The sequence below is a fragment of the Pseudomonas sp. HMWF006 genome (assembly GCF_003061205.1).
GTDB classification, from domain to species: domain Bacteria; phylum Pseudomonadota; class Gammaproteobacteria; order Pseudomonadales; family Pseudomonadaceae; genus Aquipseudomonas; species Aquipseudomonas monsensis.
In genome coordinates, this window is record NZ_QAIU01000423.1 from 2,617 (window position 1) to 5,330 (window position 2,714).

The window sequence follows — 2,714 nt, forward strand, 5'->3', positions numbered from 1 at the left end:
TCGGCAATGTCTCCAGCGGCGGCAACGGCTCATCGGCACAAGCGACAAACGGCGCTGCGAGCAAACAAATGCTCAAGTAGCATGCGTACTTTTTGAACAACTGCTTTACTCCAATCCGTAGCCGTCTCAATGACGGTCAACCTTACATCAGGTGCGCTGAACAGTCAGGCCCGAATCCGGGGTCTGTCGGGTATGACTGGGAGTCAGGAGCCAAAGTGCCAAATATGTAGACAGTGAGGACACTTTATAAATGTTGACGTTTTTGCGCCGACTTCTGTTGACCACCGCGACCCTTGTCGCCGTGACCAGTCCAGTTTTTGCCGCCGGCAAACCATCGCCGGTGCTCTTTACCAGCCTCGCGCACGCCGCGCCAGAACTCAATCCCCAAGCGCTGAAAGGTGCCTTGAACGCCATGCAATGCGCGGTCAACAACGGTGCGAAACCGTCCCGCCATCTGGCCATCATCGACTATTCGCAACCGTCCACCGAGCGCCGCTTGTGGATTTTCGACCTGAACCGGAAAAAACTGGTACTGCGCGATCTGGTCGCCCACGGCTCCAACTCCGGGGAAAACTTCGCCACGCAGTTTTCCAACCGTGAAGGCAGTTATCAATCCAGCCTCGGCCTGTTCCGCACCCAGGAAAGCTACGAAGGCACCCACGGTTACTCGCTGCGCATGGACGGCCTCGAACCGGGCTTCAACGACCTGGCCCGCGATCGTGCCATCGTGATCCACGCCGCCAGTTACGTGAATCCGTTGTGGAGCAAGCGCCAGGGGCGCATCGGCCGCAGCCAGGGCTGCCCGGCGGTACGGCCGCAGATCGCCCGACAAGTGATCGATAAACTCAAGAACGGCCAGTTCATGTTCTCGTGGTACCCCGACCAGCGCTGGCTGCGCTCGTCGCCGTACCTCAATTGTCAGCCGCAACAGGTGGCGAGCATTCTCAGTACCCACGCCAGCTGACAAAGCACCACAGCGGTTGCAGTTTTTGCCGCCACACGGTGCTTCTGTGGGAACGGGTTTGCTCGCGAAAGCGGTGGCTCAGTCGCTGGTGATGTCGGCTGTTCCGGCCTCTTCGCGAGCAAGCCCGCTGCCACATTTGATCTTGGCGCGACTGAGGATCAGGGCCATGAGCATCAGCGCTGTAGCGACGGCGAAAGTGATGTGCAAGCCGCGGCCGATGACCTCGGCAGGTGCCTGGGTCGGGCCACCCGTGGCCAGGGCAAACACCGCCCCCATCACCGCCGCCCCGGTGATCAATCCGAGATTGCGCGCCAGCCCGAGCAGGGCCGACACCACACCGCGCTGATCCTGACTGACACCCGCCATCAATCCGGTATTGTTGGCCGCCTGGAACAGCGCATAGCTCCCGGCGACCAGCGTCATCGGCAGCAAATACCCCGGCAGACCCAGATGCGTCGGCAACAGCGCCAGCAGTGCGCAACCGCCGGCCAGCCCCAGCAACGCGCCCGGCACCATGCGCCGCGCGCCGAAGCGATCCACCAGCCGCCCGGCCGCCACGCCACCAAACGCCGCCAGCAACGGCCCGACCGACAACGCCAATCCGACCATGGCACTGCTCAGGCCCAACCCGCGACTCAGGTAAAACGGCCCGACCACCAGCGTGGTCATCATGACTGTCGTCACCAGCAAGGTCAGCGCCAGGCTGCTGCTCAGTCGCGGGTCAGCGAACAGAGACAGGCGTATCAGCGGCGCCCTGGCTTGCTTCTCGACCACGATGAACAACCCCGCGCCGCACAGGCTGACCACTAGCAATCCGAGGGTGAACCCCTCGAGCGTCATCGCCAGCGCATAGGCCGCCAGCGTCAACACCAGTACTCCCGAGCCGACATAATCAAACGTCACGGGCGTGCGGGCGGTGCGATCGGCCGGCAAATAGCGATACACCAGCCACGCATTGAGCAACCCCAACGGCACGTTGAGCAGAAAGATCGACGGCCAGCCGACATGCTCCATCAACAGCCCACCCAGCGACGGCCCGAGGCTGGTGCCGGTGGCGGACATCGTCGCCAGCAAGCCCATTGCACTGCCCGCCCGCGCCTTGGGCACCGCATCGGCGACCAGTGCAACCGTCAACGCGAACATGATTGCCGCGCCGACGCCTTGCACTGCCCGTGCGCCGATCAACCAGATCCATCCAGGGGCGAGTGCGCAGGCCAACGACGCGGCGGTGAACAGGCTGATCCCGACCAACAGCAAGCGCCGGCGCCCAACGCCATCGCCCAGACGCCCGACGCTGACAATCAAGGTGGTCACCGCCAGCAGGTAGGCCAGCACGATCCATTGCACCTGTTGAAACGTCGCATCGAACGCCGCCGCCAATGTCGGCAATCCGGCATTGGCAATGCTGGTGTCCAGTGACGGCATCAACATCGACAGTGCCAGGCTGGTCAGCGCCCAGCGGGCTGTGGGGTTCAGGGGTTCTCGGGGCATGGCGTGCTCGCAGCGCAAGGGTGATACGCCGTAGCCTGAGCCTCGACAATACACGGCGCAAGACGCATGCTTTGCACTCAATACCTGCATGGAACGCCATGTCATGACCGCTCCGGATCTGAACCTGTTGATCACCCTCGACGTCTTGCTGCGCGAAGGCAGTGTCGCCCGCGCCGCGAGATGCCTGCGGTTGAGCCCGTCAGCCATGAGTCGCGCCCTCGCCCGTCTGCGCGAAACCACCGGGGACCCGTTGCTGGTG

Annotated in this window: 3 protein-coding genes; 2 read left to right on the forward strand and 1 reads right to left on the reverse strand. The window is 63.2% G+C overall.

Annotated elements, in window-relative coordinates:
* The first annotated feature begins 250 nt into the window (after positions 1-250).
* Positions 251-964, forward strand: coding sequence for a murein L,D-transpeptidase catalytic domain family protein (locus DBR24_RS17755; protein WP_123462733.1), 714 nt, complete (start codon positions 251-253; stop codon positions 962-964).
* A gap of 78 nt (positions 965-1,042) precedes the next feature.
* Here DBR24_RS17755 and DBR24_RS17760 read toward each other — a convergent pair whose 3' ends face one another.
* A complete protein-coding gene (locus tag DBR24_RS17760; RefSeq protein ID WP_128615399.1) occupies positions 1,043-2,455 on the reverse strand; it encodes an MFS transporter in 1,413 nt (470 codons plus the stop codon).
* A 103-nt stretch (positions 2,456-2,558) separates the two neighbouring features.
* Between DBR24_RS17760 and DBR24_RS17765 the strand changes: the two genes are divergently transcribed.
* Positions 2,559-2,714, forward strand: a 156-nt coding sequence (locus DBR24_RS17765) for a LysR family transcriptional regulator (protein WP_128615400.1), incomplete at its 3' end; no start/stop codon positions are given.